The sequence below is a fragment of the Bartonella tamiae Th239 genome (assembly GCF_000278275.1).
GTDB classification, from domain to species: Bacteria; Pseudomonadota; Alphaproteobacteria; order Rhizobiales; family Rhizobiaceae; genus Bartonella; species Bartonella tamiae.
In genome coordinates this window covers 2,031,367-2,050,057 of record NZ_JH725147.1, presented here as the reverse complement: position 1 = coordinate 2,050,057, position 18,691 = coordinate 2,031,367, and the positions used below count along the sequence as shown (strand labels likewise).

15 protein-coding genes and 1 tRNA gene are annotated in these 18,691 nt (G+C 38.5%); 8 read left to right on the top strand and 8 right to left on the bottom strand.

Going from position 1 to position 18,691, the window contains the following annotated elements; all coding sequences use genetic code 11:
* Positions 1-154 precede the first annotated feature (154 nt).
* The 5 genes from ME5_RS09225 to ME5_RS09205 form a co-directional block, all read right to left on the bottom strand.
* Positions 155-910: an iron ABC transporter ATP-binding protein gene (locus ME5_RS09225; protein WP_008040490.1), complete on the bottom strand. Its 756-nt coding sequence runs from the start codon at positions 908-910 to the stop codon at positions 155-157.
* Entirely contained in the window at positions 907-1,857 is a 951-nt protein-coding gene (locus ME5_RS09220; RefSeq protein WP_035000066.1) for an iron chelate uptake ABC transporter family permease subunit, read from the bottom strand. The genes ME5_RS09225 and ME5_RS09220 overlap by 4 nt, the downstream gene beginning before the upstream one ends.
* Complete coding sequence (locus ME5_RS09215) at positions 1,850-2,809, bottom strand: ABC transporter permease (RefSeq protein WP_008040485.1); 960 nt, start codon at positions 2,807-2,809, stop codon at positions 1,850-1,852. Before ME5_RS09215 ends, ME5_RS09220 begins: the two co-directional genes overlap by 8 nt.
* Before the next feature lie 114 nt (positions 2,810-2,923).
* Complete coding sequence (locus ME5_RS09210; RefSeq protein ID WP_008040482.1) at positions 2,924-3,853, bottom strand: siderophore ABC transporter substrate-binding protein; 930 nt, start codon at positions 3,851-3,853, stop codon at positions 2,924-2,926.
* 330 nt (positions 3,854-4,183) lie between these two features.
* Complete coding sequence (locus tag ME5_RS09205; RefSeq protein WP_008040480.1) at positions 4,184-5,233, bottom strand: NAD(P)-dependent alcohol dehydrogenase; 1,050 nt, start codon at positions 5,231-5,233, stop codon at positions 4,184-4,186.
* Positions 5,234-5,630: 397 nt separating this feature from the next.
* On the opposite strand from ME5_RS09205, the gene ME5_RS09200 reads away from it, so the two are divergent.
* Positions 5,631-6,503 carry an NAD(P)-dependent oxidoreductase gene (locus ME5_RS09200; RefSeq protein WP_008040478.1) on the top strand — a complete coding sequence of 291 codons (873 nt, stop codon included), beginning with the start codon at positions 5,631-5,633 and terminating at the stop codon, positions 6,501-6,503.
* Between the two features lie 128 nt (positions 6,504-6,631).
* On the opposite strand, the gene ME5_RS09195 is transcribed toward ME5_RS09200, so the two are convergent.
* Positions 6,632-7,654 (bottom strand): LacI family DNA-binding transcriptional regulator, encoded by a 1,023-nt coding sequence (locus ME5_RS09195; protein ID WP_008040476.1) that lies wholly within the window; start codon positions 7,652-7,654, stop codon positions 6,632-6,634.
* A gap of 132 nt (positions 7,655-7,786) precedes the next feature.
* Here ME5_RS09195 and ptsP point away from each other — a divergent pair, with 132 nt between their 5' ends.
* The 3 genes from ptsP to ME5_RS09180 are packed head-to-tail and all read left to right on the top strand — an operon-like array spanning position 7,787 to position 12,967.
* Entirely contained in the window at positions 7,787-10,288 is a 2,502-nt protein-coding gene (gene ptsP, locus ME5_RS09190) for a phosphoenolpyruvate--protein phosphotransferase (RefSeq protein WP_008040474.1), read from the top strand.
* A complete protein-coding gene (locus ME5_RS09185; RefSeq protein ID WP_008040472.1) occupies positions 10,285-11,226 on the top strand; it encodes a 1-phosphofructokinase family hexose kinase in 942 nt (313 codons plus the stop codon). The genes ptsP and ME5_RS09185 overlap by 4 nt, the downstream gene beginning before the upstream one ends.
* 19 nt (positions 11,227-11,245) lie before the next feature.
* On the top strand, positions 11,246-12,967 hold the full coding sequence (locus tag ME5_RS09180; RefSeq protein ID WP_035000069.1) for a PTS fructose transporter subunit IIC: 1,722 nt from the start codon (positions 11,246-11,248) through the stop codon (positions 12,965-12,967).
* Between the two features lie 449 nt (positions 12,968-13,416).
* Here ME5_RS09180 and ME5_RS09175 read toward each other — a convergent pair.
* Positions 13,417-13,506, bottom strand: a tRNA-Ser gene (locus ME5_RS09175).
* Positions 13,507-13,831: 325 nt separating this feature from the next.
* Here ME5_RS09175 and rplU point away from each other — a divergent pair.
* The 4 genes from rplU to ME5_RS09155 all read left to right on the top strand — a co-directional run bounded on the left by rplU (position 13,832) and on the right by ME5_RS09155 (position 17,436).
* Positions 13,832-14,308 carry a 50S ribosomal protein L21 gene (gene rplU / locus ME5_RS09170; protein ID WP_008040467.1) on the top strand — a complete coding sequence of 159 codons (477 nt, stop codon included), beginning with the start codon at positions 13,832-13,834 and terminating at the stop codon, positions 14,306-14,308.
* 20 nt (positions 14,309-14,328) lie between these two features.
* A complete protein-coding gene (gene rpmA / locus ME5_RS09165) occupies positions 14,329-14,598 on the top strand; it encodes a 50S ribosomal protein L27 (RefSeq protein ID WP_008040465.1) in 270 nt (89 codons plus the stop codon).
* Positions 14,599-14,719: 121 nt separating this feature from the next.
* Positions 14,720-15,316 carry a GNAT family N-acetyltransferase gene (locus ME5_RS09160; protein ID WP_008040463.1) on the top strand — a complete coding sequence of 199 codons (597 nt, stop codon included), beginning with the start codon at positions 14,720-14,722 and terminating at the stop codon, positions 15,314-15,316.
* A gap of 665 nt (positions 15,317-15,981) precedes the next feature.
* Positions 15,982-17,436, top strand: coding sequence for an MATE family efflux transporter (locus ME5_RS09155; protein ID WP_008040461.1), 1,455 nt, complete (start codon positions 15,982-15,984; stop codon positions 17,434-17,436).
* Positions 17,437-17,443: 7 nt separating this feature from the next.
* Here ME5_RS09155 and ME5_RS09150 read toward each other — a convergent pair whose 3' ends face one another.
* Entirely contained in the window at positions 17,444-18,649 is a 1,206-nt protein-coding gene (locus tag ME5_RS09150; protein ID WP_008040460.1) for an MFS transporter, read from the bottom strand.
* Positions 18,650-18,691: the final 42 nt, after the last annotated feature.

Sequence of the window (18,691 nt, the reverse complement as noted above, 5' to 3'; positions counted from 1 at the left end):
AGAAGGATGTCCTTGCGAACATGGCTGTCCATATTATTGGTGTGTCTAATAACGTTACCATAAGTTTTATAAAAAAAACAGTTAAGCATTAATTTGACGAGTACATTTTTTCTTAGGATAAAATATGGATAATGATTTCATTAAAAATTGACATTTAATAATAAATCGCAATACGCTGACCGTTTATTTCAGACACGTGAATATTGAGATCATAAATTGATTTTAAAATTTCAGGCTGCATAATTTCTTTTGGCGTACCGCTATGAACTAATTTTCCTTCCTTTAATGCGACGATTAAATCGGAATAACAGGAAGCAAAATTAATATCATGCATAACTAAGACGACGGTTTTGTTAAGTTCGTCTGCTGCACGACGAAGATGTTTCATCATCGACACGGAATGTTGCATATCAAGATTATTTAACGGTTCGTCAAGCAAAACATAATCTGTATCTTGACAAATGATCATTGCAACAAAAGCGCGTTGTCTTTGCCCACCAGATAATTCATCTAAAAAGCGATTTTGTAATTTTTCTAATCGTAAATAGCGTATGGAACTATCAATAAATTGGATGTCCACTTTTGTTAAACGCCCGTGAGAATAAGGATAACGACCAAAACTCACAAGATCGCGGACTGTTAATCTTGCACTTATGGTATTTTCTTGTTTTAAAATTGAAAGCCGCTTTGCAAATATATCACCAGATGTTTTGGTGACATCCAATCCATCGACGGTGATTATTCCCTTATCCATAGGCAATAATCGACTAATCATTGTTAACAGGGTTGATTTTCCCGCGCCATTAGGCCCTATGATTGAAACGATGCCACCTTTAGGAATACTTAACGATAAATCGTCGATGATAAGCGTGTCATCGTAGCTTTTATAGACATGCCCAATTTCGATCATTTCAGTTTTCCCTTCATCAGCAAACTCAAAAAGACGATGCCGCCAATAAATTCAATAATAAAGCTAAGGCGGCTCGCCATATTAAATAATTGTTCGAGTATAAATTGTCCGCCAACAAGAAAAATAATGGCTAATAAAACTGCGATAGGTAAAACAACAATATGTTTGCCACTTGGTGAAAATTGATAAGCAAGACTTGCAACAAGCAGTCCAAAAAAGGTTACAGGACCAACAAGAGCTGTAGAAATAGAAACAAGAATAGATATTAAAACAAGAATTAATGTGACTTTTTTCTTATAATCAACACCCAATCCAATTGCACTGTCGCGGCCAAGAATTAAGACATCAAAAAGATGACGCTGTCGCCATCCGATAAGAGAAACAATCAAGGCGATAATTGCCGAAATACCTATCAGTCCTGTGTTAAAACGATTAAAATTGGCAAACATAACATCAGTAATGCGAACCGCTTCATCAGGATTAAGTTGCAATTGCATCAACATGCGAAGACTGAAAAAAAGTCCACCAAAAACCACACCAATAAGAAGTGTCATATGAAGACCTTTGACACTACCTGAAAAAAGCCAGCGAAAAAGACATGTTGAAAATATTACAAGAATAAGCGCTTCACCTAAAAATTTTATTTCTTCACTTAACCCCTGTAGTGTCGTTGTTCCGATAAAATATACAAAGATTGTTTGAATAAGGATGTAAAGTTGGTCAAAACCCATAATCGACGGTGTCAATATGCGATTATTTGAAACCGTTTGAAACAGTACCGTTGATACGGCAATCGTGTAGGCAACCAATACAAGAGAGGCAAGTTTGGTAAAACGAAAAGACCATATTGTTAAATTTATATTCCATGACATATAAAGCGCTATGACAAAAAGAGCACAAAGCGTTAAGAGAGTTAAAGTTAAAATAACAGATTTACGTTTAACCAATGCGCTTTCTCCAGCGCAATAAAAGAGCGATAAATAAGACACTTCCGATAACTCCCATTGTTGTGCCTACTGGGATTTCACCCGATTGACCAATAAGACGTCCAAAAATATCACATAAAAGAACAAGACCAGCACCTGTCATCGCAATCCATGGAGCGCTCCGTCGTATATTATCACCCATCATAATAGAGACGATGTTTGGGACAACAAGTCCAATGAATGGAATCCGCCCAACAGTACAAATCACACATGCTGTGATCATGGCAATAATGAGCAGTCCCAAAATCATTATATTACGATAGTTAAGTCCAAGATTATTGGCAAAATCTTCTCCAAGTCCTGCAACGGTAAAACGGTCTGCAGCAATATAAGCAATGATACACAAAGGAACAGATAGCCATAATAATTCGTATTTTCCATCAATAACCATAGAAAAACTCCCAAAAAGATAAGCTTGTAATGAGGGGAGCAACATTTCATTATCTGCAACACCATTGGTAAAGGCACCAATAATATATCCAAGCATAATTCCTGTTAATGGCACAATTAACACTGATCGTAATGGAATTTTACGGATTATAAACATAAACAAAAGAGAACCCATAAGGGCAAATATAGCTGCAACTATCATTTTTCCAATCACTGGTATGCCTGGTGCAAACATCATAACACATAAAATACCCAGTGAGGCTGACTCAACAGTTCCAGCTGTTGAAGGCTCAACAAAACGATTGCGCACAAGCATTTGCATAATCATGCCAGCCAATGCAAGCGACATACCAGCAAGGATAAGGGAAATTGTCCTTGGCATACGTGTTTGCCAAAAGACAAGCCAGGCGTTTGGATCTCCCTCTATCAACCGTGAAAGTGTCACATTTGAAAAACCAAGAAAGATACTGATGACAGAAAAGAAAATTATAAATGCTATTCCAATAATATAGTTTCGTACCATTAACATCTCTCAAAAATTCAGCGGCCAAGCAAAAGTATGGCCGCTGGTGTTTAAGTGTTTATTGATAAGACAATCAAGTCATGTCTCAATAATTTTTGTCAAGAATACGCAGTATTATTTTTCTTTAGAAAAAGCATTTTCTAATTGATCTGCTGTTTCATTAAGACCTGTTAAACCACCACCAATAAGGTACCAGTTTTGTGGATCAAGATAGAGTATTTGTTTTTTTTCACCAGCGATGGTTTTGTCGACCAAAGCATTATCGAGCAGTTGAGCGGCTGATTCTCCCTCACGACCAATCGCCGCATCTCGATCGATAACAAATAACCAGTCTGGATTGGTTTCTAAAATAAATTCTGGCGAAATGGGTTGTCCATGATTACCAATTTTCAAATGATCATTTGCTGGAATAACTCCGAAACCTGAATGCAACAGACCAAATCGTGAGCCTGGTCCAAAAGCACTTATTTTTCCGCCTGTTGTGAGAATAAGAAGACCTTTGCCTTTATCTTTGGCATCATTGCTAACTTGTGCCAGTCTTGCATTAAGTTTTTCGATTTCAGTTTTGGCTTCATTTTGTTTATCAAAAATATCGCCAAGAATAGTAACATTGCGATCAACGTCACTTAAATATTTGTCATTGCTTACGGTGAGATCTATCGTTGGTGCAATTTTTGAAAGATCATTATATTTTGGTTGAGAACGACCGCCAACTATGATGAGGTCTGGCTTTAGACTTGCAACTGTTTCATAATTAGGCTCAAAAAGTGTACCAACTTTGATATATTTATCATCATTATAGCTTTCTAAATATTTTGGTTTTACCCCTTCCGGAACAGCAATAATATCATGAACACCTAAACGGGTAAGATTATCTAAACTGGCGAGATCAAAAACAACAACTTTTTTTGGATGATCAGTAATTGTTGTTTCACCCGAAACATGTTTAATCGTTGTATCTGCTAAGACTGGTGTAGTAAACGAAACAGCAGCTGTTAATGCACCCAAAAGCAATGCGGTTAAAGTCTTGCGTCTTGTGATCATTTTACCCTCTCGGTTTGGTTAAACTCAATATTCTATCTTTTTATATTTGTGACAAGACATTTTTAATCTAGGCTACACAGGCATCGGTATGACTTTTGCTTCAACATGACTTAAAATTTTATTGAAACTTTTACAAATTTAAAGTTGATAGAAGTTGTCCAGTTAAAAAAGAGTAATTATGAAGATCTGTCAACACCCTTATTGAGCAAATTGCATAAAAATTACAATATTGTTGCTTTATGCATAAAAAGATCAAAAAATAAGCCGATAAAATTATCGGCTTATTTTTAATAATCTGTGATGCGGATAAAAATGTCCGTTCTATATGGGTTAAAATGAGGCCATATCAATAACAAAACGATATTTTACATCGCTTTTTAACATGCGCTCATAGGCATGATCAATGTCTTGTGCTTTAATCATTTCAACATCGGCTATAATGTTATGTTGGCCACAAAAATCAAGCATTTCCTGGGTTTCGGCAATTCCACCTATCATTGAACCAGCAAATGTTCTGCGTGTGGCAATAAGTGAAAAAGCTTGGACAGGAAGGGGATCTACGGGCGCGCCAACTTGAACCAAAGTTCCGTCTACTTTTAAGAGATTAAGATAGGAATCAATATTATGTTCAGCAGCAATCGTATCGATTATTAAATCAAGTGACTTTGCGGCTTTTTCCATTTCTTTGTTATCGCGTGTAAGAACAATGTGATCAGCACCTAAATGTTTTGCATCATCTGCTTTTGAAGGCGAGGTCGTCAGCATAGAAACGTCACATCCCATAGCATGAGCAATTTTAACGGCCATATGACCAAGTCCTCCTAAACCAGCAATGCCAACTTTTGTTCCCTTTTTGGCGCCCCAATGACGCAAGGGTGAATAGGTTGTTATGCCAGCACAAAGTAACGGAGCTGCAGCAGCAAGATCAAGATTATCAGGAATTTTTAAAACAAAGTCTTCATTGACAACGACACGTTTTGAATATCCACCAAATGTATAACGCTGTGGCCCTGTTTCAGGATCGGGACTATTATATGTTTGCGTGCTACCATTTAAGCAATATTGCTCAAGTCCATTGAGACAACTTTCACAAGTGCGGCAAGAATTTACCATACAACCTACACCAACTTTGTCACCAATTTTAAATTTTTTAACCTTCGCGCCCACACGTTTGACCTTACCTACGATTTCGTGACCGGGTACACAAGGATATTGTGTTCCTGCCCATTCACCGCGAGCTGTGTGTAAATCAGAGTGACAAACACCACAGTATAGAATGTCAATGTCAACATCATGATCAAGAGGATCACGGCGTTCAAACGAAAAGGGTTCAAATTTTTGTTCAGGGCCACTAACGGCAAATGCTTCACATGTAAACATGTAACAGTCTCCTTTTGAATATCCCGCATTTAAAATGAAATAAGTATGTATTAAACTTGAATGAGTATTTTATCCATTGATTGTATTTTATTGTGATAGGTTTGGAGTATCTTTAAACTAAAATACGATTTTGCTCTGATCATCTTTTTTATAATGTGTTGATTGTTTTTAAAAAAGTATCACTGATTTATTTTATGTAGGTATAACTTTAAAGAATTTAAATATGTTTTTTTATTTAAATACGCTTTCATTCAATTTTTTTTAACGTAAATTCATCACTCCCTTTACACGCTGGTCTTAAATTATAGCTATGTTTCTTTTATCACGTATAAATGTATTGAAAGAGATGTTTAAAAAGCGTTTTGTAAATTTGGAACATTTCATAAAGGAGTAAAAAATGGCAAAAGTCGCATTTTTAGGATTGGGTGTTATGGGTTTTCCAATGGCAGGTCACTTAGCAACGGCTGGCCATGACGTGACAGTTTATAATAGGACAGTTGCAAAAGCCAAAAAATGGGTGGCGCAATTTGGTGGACATTATGAAACGACACCTGCAAAAGCTGTCAAAGGACAAGATATTGTTTTTGCTTGTGTTGGTAATGATGATGACGTCAGAGAAATTACACTAGGTGCAGAAGGTGCTTTTCAAGCTATGCATGAAAAAAGTATTTTTGTCGATCATACCACAGCATCTGCTAAATTAGCGCGAGAGCTTTCTGAAAAAGCAAAAAAAGTCGATATTGGTTTTATTGATGCACCAGTTTCTGGGGGACAGTCAGGTGCTGAAGAGGGAAAATTGACCATTATGTGTGGGGGCGTTCAATCGGTTTATGAAAAAATTGAAAAAATCGTTAATGTCTATGCAGTTTCAGTACGCCGCCTAGGTGAAAGTGGGAGCGGTCAATTGTGCAAAATGGTTAATCAAATTTGCTTAATTGGTGTTGTTCAAGGGCTTTCTGAAGGGCTGGCATTTGGTGTTAATGCAGGTCTTGATATGCAAACAGTTCTCGACGTTATTTCAAAGGGATCGGCTGGCTCATGGCAGATGGATAATCGTGGTTTTAATATGCTTGCTGATAAATTTGATTATGGTTTTGCGGTCGATTTGATCCGCAAGGATTTAGGAATGTGTATTGCAGAGGCAAAGAGCAATGGATCTGTTTTGCCTTCTACATCATTAATTGATCAATTTTTAGGTGATATCCAGTCACAAGGTGGAGGACGTTTAGATGCGTCGAGTCTTATAAAACGTTTGCCGCATTCTCGTTAAAGAATGTTGCGACCTTGGTCACTTTAATGAATGTTTTATGAAACAGAGTGGTTCATTATAAAATATGCTGTCATTCTTATATTAAAGTGAAGTAAGAGTTGCATAGAGTGGAACGATTACAAACATATTTATAATATTTTCAAATCATATGGTCGGGGATGTTTGTCTTTAATGTTCTGTGTGGAGCCACGAATAATCAGTTTACCTTTTAAAACAACATGATTTATTGGATTTTTTGTTTCGCGCATGCGTCGTGTTAAACCTTTATGTGCCAATTCAGCAATTTGTTTTATGGGCTGTGCAATAGTTGTTATTCCATTAAATATAAGTTGCATCCAAGGCTCATCATCAAAACACGCTAAAGCAAGGTGATCTGGAACTTGTATTTTTTCTTTTAGTAAAAGTGAAGCAACTTTAAGTGCCAAAACGCCGTTTGTTACAATAAGAGCATCAGGCGAAATGATCCCTGATAAAAGAGGTTGGAGTGCGCGTTCAACTTCACCAATAGCATGTTTGACAGGTATTGAAAAAGAAGGAAGCCCAAGTTTTTTGACGGCTTTACCATATCCCTTTTCACGTTCAAATCCTGTCGCGCTTGAAGCGCCGTAAAGGCAAAGAATATTTTTATATCCTTTCCCATACAAATGGTTAACAAGTTTTGCACTTGCCTCTTCATTATCAATAATAACAGCGTCGTGTATTTTTTGTATGGGGGGTCGATCAATAAACATGATGGGTCTTCGTGATGGAAGTATTTGCGGGTTTTTGAGTGTTGATAATGTTGGTGCAAGAATAACACCTGCAACATTTTCTTCTTCCATAAGGCGCAGACAGGCTAATTCTTGTTCTGGATTTTCATCTGTATTACATAAAATTACACGTTGAGCGTTTTTTTGTGCTTCATCATCAATTTTACGCGCAAAAGCTGTAAAAAAAGGATTGCGAATATCTGCAATTATTAAACCAATAGTGTCATTTTTTTGTGCGCGCAAACGTCTGGCTGATAAATTAGGTCTATAACCAATTTCTTCAATTACCGCACAAACGCGTTGTTGTAATTTTTCACTGACAATGCCACCTGAAAGAACGCGAGAAACCGTTGCAGGAGAAACACCTGCTAAACGCGCAACATCTTTTATTCCGATAGCCATAGGCACCCATAACGTTTTTATAAAAACGTTTTCCTCTCATGCCGATAATCAATATTTAAGCTTAGCCTATTGCTTGACTTTTTTCAAGAAAACGTTTTCAATCCGATGAGACAAGTATTAAGGGAGGACATCGTGACAGAAGTATCGGCAAAGACTGCGATTGTGTCTAAAGATGGTATTGGTTTGGCGGCAAGCTTTGATAATAAAGAAGAAGCTATTCGCGCTGCAGGCGCGCTTTTGGTCAAAGAAGGTGCTATTGATCCGAACTATGTAGAGAGTATGCTGGCACGAGAAAAGGTTGCCAATACTTGGCTTGGTCATGGTGTGGCGATTCCTCACGGTATGGTAGAAGATCGAGGCCAAGTCAAACATGATGGTGTTGCAGTTTTACAAGTGCCACAAGGCGTTGAATGGCAAGATGGACAAAAAGCGCGTCTTATTTTTGCAATTGCCGCAAATTCTGATGGACATATTGAAATTTTAAAAAAATTAACCCGTCTTTTATCAGATACTAAAAAACTTGATGATCTGGCAACAACGAAAGATAAAGATCAGATCCTTGCAGCACTTTTAGAGGATAATAGTGTAAGTGCACCACAAAAAGCGGTGACAGATTTGTCATCTAAGGTGGATTGGGTCTTGGATTATCCTTCAGGCTTGCATGCACGCCCTGCTTCAATGTGGGTTGACTTTGCAAAAAATTGTGGTGCAACCATTCAAATACGTAATGATCAGCAAAGTGCTGATATGAAAAATTTGGCTGAATTGTTACAATTAGGTGCAAAAAAAGGCGATACACTTATTTTTTCTACAGATTCAGATAAAGGTGAAACATTGCTGGAAGAGGCGATAAAATACGCTAAAAAAATAACAGCAAGCGAAAAAGCTTCAGCCGAAAAAGCACAGATTAAAGCAAAGCCGGTTCATGGTTGGACACCGCCATCAGGTCAAAAAGGTCAATCTGCTATTGCTGCAAGTCCAGGACTTTCAATTGGTGAAATATTTGTTTTACAGTCGGGAGAGATAAAAGTTGACGATGTTAGCCAAGGTCTTAATGAAGGTGCGCAACTTTTAGAAGAAGCATTATTACATACCAAACATAAAATGAAAGCAATCGTTGATGATGTGACAAGACGTATTGGTGCTAGTGATGCAGCCATTTTTTCTGCACAGGCCAATTTGCTTGACGATGAAAATTTGATTGCAGCCGCTTGTCAATTCATGGCTGAAGGTCATGGTGCGGCATGGTCATGGCATCAAGCGGTTGAACAATTGGCTGATCGTTTGGCCAGTATGGATAATCCAATGCTTGCTGCACGTGCTGTTGATTTGCGCGATGTTGGGGGGCGAGTTTTGGCTGAAATTGATCCTGCGTATGCCAAAGGTTCATTTGAAGGCATTAAGGATGGTGCTATTATTGTTGCTGAAGATTTAACGCCTTCAGATACAGCTAATCTTGATCCACAAAAAGTAAGAGGATTGGTGACAGCTGTTGGAGGCCCTACATCGCATACAGCTATTTTAGCACGTACTTTAGGCATTCCTGCGATTGTTGCTGCTGGTCAAGACATTTTAAAAACCGAAGATGAAAGCAAAGCCATTGTCGACGGTGACAATGGTATAATTTATTTAAACCCAACTGATGATGATTTGACAGCGGCAAAAAAGCAAATTGAAAAATTAGCAAAAGAACGTGAAAAACAGGCGGCGGCTCGCGCACTTCCTGCTGAAACATCTGATGGACATAAAATTGATGTTGCAGCCAATATTAACCGTGCCGATCAGGTACCTTTTGCATTAGAGCAAGGTGGCGAGGGCGTTGGACTTATGAGGACAGAATTTTTGTTCCTTGAAAGCAATGAAACGCCTGACGAAGATCAGCAATATAAAATATATCGTGACATGATTGTTGCTTTAAAAGGTAAACCTTTAATCATACGTGCACTGGATATTGGTGGTGATAAACAGGTTGCCCATTTGCAATTGCCTAAGGAAGATAACCCTTTCTTGGGAGTTCGTGGTGCGCGTTTGCTTTTGCGTCGTAAAGATCTTCTTGTGCCGCAATTGCGCGCTATTTATCGTGCTGCCAAAGAAGGCGGAGAACCATGGATTATGTTTCCTATGATTATGTCAGTTTCGGAAGTATTATCATTAAAAAATATTGCTGAAGAAATACGTTCTGATCTTGATGCCCCTGTCTTAAAACTCGGTATAATGATCGAGGTTCCAGCAGCCGCCATTATGGCGGATGCATTGGCAAAACATGTTGATTTCTTTTCCATTGGAACCAATGATTTAACGCAATACACCATGGCTGTGGATCGTCAAAATCCTGATTTGGCGGCGGAAGCTGATAGTCTTAATCCTTCTGTTTTGCGCATGATTCATCAAACTGTTTCAGGTGCAGCCCGTCATAAAAGATGGGTTGGTGTATGCGGTGGTATTGCAGGAGACCCATTTGGTGCAATGATTTTGACCGGCCTTGGTGTCGATGAACTGTCAATGACACCGCGTGATATTCCGGCCGTTAAAGCACGTTTAAGATCAATGACTTTGGAAAAAATGCAAGCAATGGCAAAGAAAGCTCTTGCTTGTGAAACTGCTCCTGATGTTCGTGCGCTGGATGGTCAATGATGCAAGTTGCAACACTTACTCTCAATCCTGCTATTGATGAAACGATTATGCTCGATCGACTTGTTCCAGGAGAGGTCCACAGGGCTTCTTCTGTGCGTTTTAATGTCGGCGGGAAGGGTATCAACGTTGCTGCATGCCTTGCAGATTTTGGCATAAAAACCGCTGTGACTGGCTATTTGGGCGCTGATAATAGTGATATATTTGAAGCTCTTTTTGAAGCAAGTCATATTGAGGATCGTTTTATTCGCCGTAAAGGGCAAACACGCACCAATATTAAACTTGTTGATCAGCAAGGGACGACGGATATTAATCTTTCTGGAGATCCGTTAAGTGATGAACTGGAACAAGAGCTTGATGATATTTTGCACTCATTTGCATCTTCTAATGCTTTGATTGTGATGGCGGGTAGCCTTTTACCTCAAATGGATTGTCAATATTATGCCCGTCGTGTCGAAGATATGGCCGCAAAAACAAAAATTATTGTTGACTGTAGTGGTGATGCATTACAGTCGGTTTTAAATGCAAAAATATTGCCTTATGCGATTAAACCGAATATTGACGAATTGTCGCAATTTTGTCATCAAAAATTGACTGATATTTCTCATATTTTACAAGTTGCACAAGACTTAATATCACGCGGCTTATCTCTTGTAACGGTATCTATGGGGGCAAAGGGTGCCGTTTTTGTATCAAAAGAACAAGCAATCCATGCACAACTTAAGGCATCACGCGTCGAAAGTACTGTTGGTGCAGGGGATGCAATGGTGGCAGGCATATCAGCAGCTTTATCAACTGGACAACCTTTGGAACGTATTGCACGATTGGGCACAGCTTTTGCAGTTGGTAAGCTTGGCAAAAATGGACCAGCGCTTCCAAGTCGTGACACAATAGAATCTTTGGCATCTTCTGTAGAATGTCGTTTAATATCTTCAATATAAAAGAGAGGAAGAGGAGGAAATGATGAATTTTATCGCTCAGATAGATGCGCGAATAGGGGAGGTTCACGCATTACTCGCAAAAGAAGTTTTAACGAAGGCAGGTGAGGCGGCTCATCTTAAATTAAGTGTTGAAATTATTGAACAGGATGGCAAAGTTAAAATTCCAGTTGATGCAAGTGATCAAACACAATTGCTTTTGATAAGTGACGATGATCAATGGCAAGATGATAATATTCAGCAATATAGCGGAAACTTCAAACGTATAAGTTTTAAAACGCTTTTTGATAACCCAACGGCTGCTATTCCCAATGAAGCGCAAGGATCATCTTCACAAAAAGAATCAACGGATGAAAATAATGAAGTGAAGCGAATCGTTGCAGTAACATCTTGTCCTACAGGTATAGCCCATACATTTATGGCTGCTGAAGGTTTAAGTGTTGCAGCTGGTGAACTTGGTTATAATATCCGAGTTGAAACGCAAGGATCTGTCGGTGCAGGAACGCCTTTGTCCTCGGAAGAAATAGCAGCGTCAGATTTGGTTGTTATTGCAGCAGATAGAGAAGTGGATCGTAGTCGTTTTGCAGGGAAACGCGTTTATTCCACTGGCACGAAATTGGCAATCAGTGATGGTCAAGCGCTCATTAAAGAGGCGGTCTCTAAAGCAAAACTTCAGTCTGCTAAAACATCAGATAATGCTTCTAACGAAACAAGTGAAGATTCAATTGGTGGTGTGTATAAGCATTTGATGACCGGTGTGTCTTATATGTTACCGTTTGTTGTGGCTGGCGGGCTATTGATTGCTCTTTCTTTTGCCATAGGCGGTATTCATGTCATGGATACAGAAGGAACGCTTGGATATACACTTAATGTGATTGGTTCACAGGGCGGCTTTGCGTTAATGGTGCCAGCCCTAGCAGGTTTTATTGCTTATTCCATGGCTGATAGGCCAGGCATTGCACCAGGTATGATTGGTGGTTTGATAGCACAACAAATTGGTGCAGGTTTTCTAGGCGGAATTGTTGCAGGTTTTATTGCAGGTTATGCCGTGCGTCTTGCAATCCGCTTTATTATTTTACCAAAAAGTTTACAGGGTCTCATGCCTGTCTTGGTGCTGCCTTTGGTAGCAACAGCCATAACGGGGCTTTTAATGGTTTATGCTGTTGGAACACCAGTTGCTGCCATTTTAAATTTTCTTACTGAATGGCTCAAAGGTTTACAAGGAACCAATGCAGTAATTTTAGGCGCTTTAATTGGTGGCATGATGGCTTTAGATATGGGAGGCCCCGTGAATAAGGCTGCCTATGCAACATCTGTCGCTTTAATTTCTGCAGGTATTTACGGACCAATCGGTGCGGCGATTATTGCGGGTATGACACCACCTATGGCACTTGCACTATCATGTTGGTTTTTTCCGAATAAATTTACTGCTGAAGAACGCAATTCTAAAGTTTCAACTTTTGTTTTAGGTCTTGCTTTTATTAGTGAGGGTGCAATTCCATTTGCAGCACGTGATCCCTTCCGTGTTATCCCTGCTTTGGTTATTGGCTCGGCAATTGCTGGTGCAATTGCTATGGGAATGGGAACAGGTTTGCGTGCACCACACGGCGGTATTTTCTTGGTCTTTATACCAGGTGTTGTTATTAATTATGTCGGCTATTTCTTGGCAATAATTGCTGGAACGGCGGCATCTACAATTGCATTGGGTATTCTTCGTAAACCAATTGCGGCTCAAGCTGCATAAATTATTTTTAAATGCTTTTTCGCAAAATCTATTATGTTTTCGCGAAAAAGCAAAATTATACGATTACGAGCATTTAGCTTTAGTATAGTCTTATAAACTTTTGTGTCTTTGATGGCTTATAATAAAGCATGATACCATAAAAATTTAAATGATTTTTGATGATTGTTTCATGTATATCGAAACCATGATAACAATTGTAATGTTGCAATTTATTTCAATCAAATTCTTATATGTCAGATGAAGCGGGTCTACCAATGAATTGGTGTCAGGCTCACGGCGAATGAGAACAATTAATGAAAAACTTAAACACGAATAGTACAAGGAATCATGCGTGCTTTTTAAATTATGTCATACTCATGAAAATTTTATAGGGAATTGTCTTCAATGATGAAGTTTCCTAAATTTTATGAATGAATGGCTGTGATGAGGTGTTGTCGCTAAAGAGTGTTTGGCGGAGAAGGAGGGATTTGAACCCCCGATAGAGTTTCCCCTATGCCGCATTTCGAGTGCGGTGCTTTCAACCACTCAGCCACTTCTCCTCATTAAATGATCCATGATCACTTAATATGCCTTATGCTTAATTTTTTCACATAAAGAGTACAAATTAAAAGGCTAGCGGCTAAATAGCTTTCAATCGCTTTTCTGACAAGCTTTTTTTATGTTTTTTTGTTCTGTTTCTTGACTCTTATAAGAATTTTCTTCATAAGCACTGTTTGAGGCGTGGTGTATACTGCGCATATTTCGTTTGTGGTATAGAATTTAATCCCACAATTATTAAGTATAACGACTGATAAAAAGACAGCCAAAACATCATGTTTTTTTAAAAGCATTGTTTAAGAGCTGGAATGAACGGAAGGATAAATAATGTTCGCAGTCATAAAAACAGGTGGTAAACAATATCGTGTTACTGCTGATCAACTGATTAAAGTTGAAAAAATTACCGGCAATGCGGGTGATCGTATTGAATTTAATGAAGTGCTTATGGTGGGTGAAGGTGATAACGCCACAATTGGTGCACCGATTGTTTCGGATGCTTTGGTAACTGCAGAAGTGGTTGAGCAGGGACGTGCGCGTAAGGTTATCGCGTTTAAAAAGCGTCGTCGCCAAAATTCAAAAAGAACACGGGGACATCGTCAGGAATTGACAACAATTCGTATTTCAGAGATTCTTACTGGTGGAGCAAAGCCGAAAAAAGCCTCTGAAAAATCAGCAGAAAAAAAAGAAGCTCCACTAACAAAAGAAAAAACAGCATCTGCTGAAAAAATAGAAACAGTAGAAAAAAAAGCAACACCTAAAAAAGCCGCGCCCAAAAAGGCTGCAGCTGATAAAACAGAGAAGTAAGAGTTTAAAGGAGAACAGCTATGGCACATAAAAAAGCTGGTGGTTCCTCGCGTAATGGTCGCGATTCAGAATCAAAACGTTTAGGCGTTAAAAAATTTGGTGGTGAGGCTGTTGTTGCCGGCAATATTATTGTTCGTCAACGCGGTACAAAATGGCATCCTGGCGATAATGTCGGCATGGGTAAAGACCATACACTTTTTGCAATTTCAGACGGTAAGGTTTCGTTTCGTACGAAAGCGAATAACCGTTCTTACGTCTCTGTCATTCCAATGGCAGAGGCAGCAGAGTAAGCCGGAGCTCTTAAAAATTAGCCGGTGTTCCATTGAACCCGGCTCATACGCTTCTTGGCAAAATTGTAAAGGGAAAGATGGAACATCATCTTTCCCTTTTTCTTTTGCTCAGGAGGACGATATGAGCGCGGAAACTTTTATACACACTGAAATAAGGTCACGGCAAATTCATTGTCCTGTTCTTGTTACAGATAGATTGGTTTTAAGACCACCCCATGTTGAAGACATGGACACAATTACCGAACTCGCCAACAATCGCCGCATATCATCGATGTTAGAAAATATGCCTTATCCTTATACACGAAAACATGCAGCGGAATTTATTCTCCGTGCAGTTGCAGGCGAGCTGGGTCATTGTGTCTATGCTATTACATTAGCGGATAGTGGTCAGTTTATTGGTATCGGTAGTATCAAAGATTGCTCAGAAAATAATGGCTTAGAAATTAATTATTGGATTGGTCAACCTTTTTGGAATAAAGGTTTTGCCAGTGAAGCTTCGAGTGCACTCATTGATGTTGTCTTTCGTGCGACCACGATTGAAACATTGTATGTTTCTTCCTTTTGTGCAAATGTGGCTTCACGGCGGGTCTTAGTAAAGGCGGGATTTAGGCTTATTGCAACGGCTGAACGCTATTCAAAAGTTTCGGGTTTGGTTTTTAGTGATCTTTACGCTCTCGCTCGGTCAGAATGGTTAGGTCGACAAAGCATATCTGCTTAACCAAGCAAGGACGTTATCTTTTAATAAAAATGTATATTTTATAATTTAATGCTTAAAGTTCAGGTCGCGTTAATTTTGTTAAAATAGCATGATAAACAGCCATAATCTGTTAGAAAAAAACGATAAGTGGATGAATGATCCGTTGCGCTTGCTATATAGCGGATTAAAGCTGTGTTTGTGCGTTTTAGATAAGGACATTTCGTTAGTAACTGTGTCGAGCCACTCTGAAAATTCCACATTTTTTACGAGTTCTCTCCTTGTTCTTAAACAAATCCTCATACAATATTAACAAAATGAAGTGGTCCAAAGCTTTAAGTATTTTTTAATACTGTCATTATGTGACATTGAAAAAAAATATTTTATTGTTCATATCTGCTTCTTTCACAATAAGTATAACAATGTGTCTGTTTTATTGACGCTATCGGATTTCACTTCGTAAATATCTTTTTTTTGTAATTTTGTTATTTTTTCGATGTTTCATTTGATGTGAAGGAACTGAATTTATGGAATAAAGATAGTAAATTTTAGCAAATCTAAGTTATATAATCATTGATTTTTTTGTTTTTTTTACGCTAACAACTTGTAAAATATAAAGCCTGTTTTAACTCTATGACGATATTTTATGTATCATATTAAAAAAATTATAAAATGTTTGGAGTATTATTTTGGCGCAGATAAAATTGACCAAATCGCAAAATTTAGTTGATGGACCGATTACACAAACACTGCTAATTTTTGCTATTCCAACATTGTTGTCGAATGTTTTACAATCTTTGAATGGATCGATTAATACAATTTGGGTAGGGCGTTTTTTAGGAGAAAATGCACTTGCTGCGACAGCTAATGCAAATATCATAATGTTTTTATTGTTTTCGCTCGTTTTTGGTTTTGGGATGTCTGCGACAGTTCTTATTGGGCAAGCTTATGGTCGTCATAATATTAACGATGCACGCCAAGCATTTGGTGCTTCTATAGGATTTTGTATTCTTTTATCTTTCTTTGTTTCAATAGGTGGTTGGATATTTTCATCTGAAATTTTAGAATTTTTGAAAACACCCTCGGAAGCGTTTTCTTTGGCGAAAGATTATTTACGTTTTATATTTGTTGCTATGCCGGCCATATTGCTCATCGTTATGATCATGATGGGATTGCGTGGATCAGGGGATTCCATAACGCCCTTAATGTTTATGGGTGTAAATGTTGTTCTCGATATCATTCTTAATCCTTTAATGATTTTAGGGATTGGACCTTTTCCGCAGATGGGGATTGCGGGGGCAGCACTTGCCACAGCACTTTCTAGCTATATGGCTCTTATCAGTTTAATAATTTATATTTACGTTAAAAAATTGCCGTTGCGTTTAAAGGGGAATGAAATTTTATATATTTTACCTCCCTTAAGATTATTGCGCATTATTGTTTTTAAAGGTTTTCCGATGAGCCTTCAGATGGTTGTTATGGCCACAGCAGGTCTTGTTATGATTGGTCTGGTCAATAGAGAAGGAATTATGAATACAGCTGCTTATAATGTTACGCAACAATTATGGACATATATTCAAATGCCAGCCATGGCGGTCGGTGCTGCAGTGAGTGCCATGGCTGCACAAAATATTGGGGCTGGAAAATGGAATAGAATAGGTAAAATTACGAAAATTGGATGTATTACAACCTTTGTTATGACAGCAATTCTGCTTATGATTATTCTCATTTTTGATAAATCTGTCATGGTTCTTTTCTTAGGACGAGAAAGTGAAGCTGCCACTTATGCACGCCATATTCAGCTTCTTGCCAGTTGGAGTTTTTTGTTTTTTGGTATTTCAATGATTATTTATGCAACGATGCGTGCTAACGGTGTGGTTCTTGTACCTTTGATGTGTTTGTTTATTGCTATGTATCCTATTCGCCTTGGTTTTTATTACGTTTTTTATGGATATATTGGAGCGGACGCAATTTGGATAAGTTTTCCAGTTGGTGCTTTTGCACTTTTATTGATGGCTATTGTTTACTATCGTTTTGGTCATTGGAAAAAAAGAAAACAGTTAACAGCACCAAATTTTGAAGCCTCGCGGGAAGGGGTTGAAGCATCAGCTGAACCCCTTGCACGCACGAGGCCCAATGCATAATTGAATTTTAAAGATTGTTCAATTCTCGCATGAGCGTTTTTGGTTTAAGATAGTGCTGACCAATAAGAGCAATTAAAAATGCTAAAAAACCACCGATCATTGAAATATAAAAACCACTTTCAGGTTTATATGTATCAATGAGTTGACCAGACATAGCAGCACCAGCGGCAACACCAACGGCCATTCCTGTGATTGCCCATGACATGCCTTCAGTTAACTTTTCATTAGGTACGATGTTTTCAACTAATGACATACAGATAATGATTGTTGGAGAACATGCAGCACCTGCTATAAATAAGACAATTGTTAAGCTCCATAGATCAATAACAAGCAAGAGGGGTAAAGTTGTGATTGCGGCAATAGTCACTGAAATAAGCAATTGTTTTTGGAGTGGCATACTGGTTTGTAAAGCACCATATGTGATGCCCGCAATAAAAGATCCTAGTGCATACGCCACTAATGGTAATGCGGTATAATGTGATAAATCCAAAGATTTTGCAAGTGCAACAGCTGTAATTTCAGCTGTGCCAAAAATTGTCCCAATACAAAACAACATAATTGCCAGAATTTGGATAGAAAAAAGACGAATGACAGAGGTTGATCCTTCAATTTTTTCAGGATGAGGCGTAGGTTCTGTTGTTTTTTGTGATGTAAATAACCAACAACCAATCAGTAAGATTATTGCAGCAGCTAACGGTCCAGCGGAAGGGAAAAACCGAGTTGTTAATTCAATTGCAATGATAGGGCCGACCATGAAGATCAGTTCGTCTACGATGGATTCGTAAGCAAAAGCTGATCGCAATAAAGGTGAACCACGATAAAGATTTGACCAACGCGTTCTTACAAAAGAACCAAAACTTGGCATAAATCCTGTCATAATTGCAGTGAAAATGAGCACATAAAGGGGCGCGCCATAATGCGATGCGATAAGAAGACCACAAAGCGAAGCAACAGAAATAAGCGTTGCAGGACGTGCAACACGCGCTTGCCCATAACGATCGGCAAGACGAGAAATTTGCGGTGTAATAATGGCATTGGCAAGAACATAGCTTGCCGCTACATATCCAGCATTTCCATAACTATCACCCCTTGCTGCAAACATGGTCATTAATCCGATAGAAATCATCGAAATTGGTGCGCGTGCAATAAAACCTGTCGTTGAAAAAGCGATTGCGCCCGGTGCTTTAAAAATTTCACGATATGCATTTGCCATTGTTATTTTCCATTAACATACGAAACGTATGTAGATATTTAT

What these genes read in the sequence shown, in the direction of transcription:
- rpmA (WP_008040465.1), top strand. Translation starts at nt 14,329, where the DNA reads ATGGCACATAAAAAAGCTGGTGGTTCCTCGCGTAATGGTCGCGATTCA.
- ME5_RS09150 (WP_008040460.1), bottom strand. Translation starts at nt 18,649, where the DNA reads ATGGCAAATGCATATCGTGAAATTTTTAAAGCACCGGGCGCAATCGCT.
- ME5_RS09195 (WP_008040476.1), bottom strand. Translation starts at nt 7,654, where the DNA reads ATGGCTATCGGAATAAAAGATGTTGCGCGTTTAGCAGGTGTTTCTCCT.
- ME5_RS09225 (WP_008040490.1), bottom strand. Translation starts at nt 910, where the DNA reads ATGATCGAAATTGGGCATGTCTATAAAAGCTACGATGACACGCTTATC.
- ME5_RS09205 (WP_008040480.1), bottom strand. Translation starts at nt 5,233, where the DNA reads ATGTTTACATGTGAAGCATTTGCCGTTAGTGGCCCTGAACAAAAATTT.
- ME5_RS09200 (WP_008040478.1), top strand. Translation starts at nt 5,631, where the DNA reads ATGGCAAAAGTCGCATTTTTAGGATTGGGTGTTATGGGTTTTCCAATG.
- ME5_RS09180 (WP_035000069.1), top strand. Translation starts at nt 11,246, where the DNA reads ATGATGAATTTTATCGCTCAGATAGATGCGCGAATAGGGGAGGTTCAC.
- rplU (WP_008040467.1), top strand. Translation starts at nt 13,832, where the DNA reads ATGTTCGCAGTCATAAAAACAGGTGGTAAACAATATCGTGTTACTGCT.
- ME5_RS09160 (WP_008040463.1), top strand. Translation starts at nt 14,720, where the DNA reads ATGAGCGCGGAAACTTTTATACACACTGAAATAAGGTCACGGCAAATT.
- ME5_RS09215 (WP_008040485.1), bottom strand. Translation starts at nt 2,809, where the DNA reads ATGGTACGAAACTATATTATTGGAATAGCATTTATAATTTTCTTTTCT.
- ME5_RS09185 (WP_008040472.1), top strand. Translation starts at nt 10,285, where the DNA reads ATGATGCAAGTTGCAACACTTACTCTCAATCCTGCTATTGATGAAACG.
- ME5_RS09210 (WP_008040482.1), bottom strand. Translation starts at nt 3,853, where the DNA reads ATGATCACAAGACGCAAGACTTTAACCGCATTGCTTTTGGGTGCATTA.